Origin of the sequence: Enterobacter sp. Ap-1006 (genome assembly GCF_011752835.1) — a bacterium.
Taxonomy (GTDB): domain Bacteria; phylum Pseudomonadota; class Gammaproteobacteria; order Enterobacterales; family Enterobacteriaceae; genus Cedecea.
Genome location: NZ_VWWU01000018.1, coordinates 1 through 1,055, shown reverse-complemented (window position 1 = coordinate 1,055; position 1,055 = coordinate 1). Strand labels below are relative to the sequence as shown.

The following is a 1,055-nucleotide window of genomic DNA, read 5'->3' as shown; positions in this document are numbered from 1 at the left end:
CTGACCGCTGCAATCACTACCGTTCTGGCTAAAACCTACGGTGGTTCTGCTCGTGCATTCGACCAGATCGATAACGCACCAGAAGAAAAAGCTCGTGGTATCACCATCAACACCTCCCACGTTGAGTACGACACCCCGACTCGTCACTACGCGCACGTTGACTGCCCAGGGCACGCCGACTACGTGAAAAACATGATCACCGGTGCTGCTCAGATGGACGGCGCTATCCTGGTTGTTGCTGCGACTGACGGCCCTATGCCTCAGACCCGTGAGCACATCCTGCTGGGTCGTCAGGTTGGCGTTCCTTACATCATCGTGTTCCTGAACAAATGCGACATGGTTGATGACGAAGAGCTGCTGGAGCTGGTTGAAATGGAAGTGCGTGAACTTCTGTCTCAGTACGACTTCCCAGGTGATGACACCCCAATCATCCGTGGTTCTGCTCTGAAAGCGCTGGAAGGCGAAGCAGAGTGGGAAGCTAAAATCGTTGAACTGGCTGGCTTCCTGGATTCTTACATCCCAGAACCAGTACGTGCAATCGACCTGCCGTTCCTGCTGCCAATCGAAGACGTATTCTCCATCTCCGGTCGTGGTACCGTTGTTACCGGTCGTGTAGAGCGCGGTATCGTTAAAGTCGGTGAAGAAGTTGAAATCGTTGGTATCAAAGATACTGCGAAATCTACCTGTACCGGCGTTGAAATGTTCCGCAAACTGCTGGACGAAGGCCGTGCTGGTGAGAACGTAGGTGTTCTGCTGCGTGGTATCAAACGTGAAGAAATCGAACGTGGTCAGGTACTGGCTAAGCCAGGCTCTATCAAGCCGCACACCAAGTTCGAATCTGAAGTGTACATCCTGTCCAAAGACGAAGGCGGCCGTCATACTCCGTTCTTCAAAGGCTACCGTCCACAGTTCTACTTCCGTACAACTGACGTGACCGGTACCATCGAACTGCCAGAAGGCGTAGAGATGGTAATGCCAGGCGACAACATCAAAATGGTTGTTACCCTGATCCACCCAATCGCGATGGACGACGGTCTGCGTTTCGCAATCCGTGA

Annotated in this window: 1 protein-coding gene; it reads left to right on the top strand. The window is 52.9% G+C overall.

Going from position 1 to position 1,055, the window contains the following annotated elements; all coding sequences use genetic code 11:
- On the top strand, positions 1 to 1,055 hold a 1,055-nt coding region (gene tuf, locus F3J28_RS22270; RefSeq protein ID WP_166879838.1), incomplete at both ends, for an elongation factor Tu.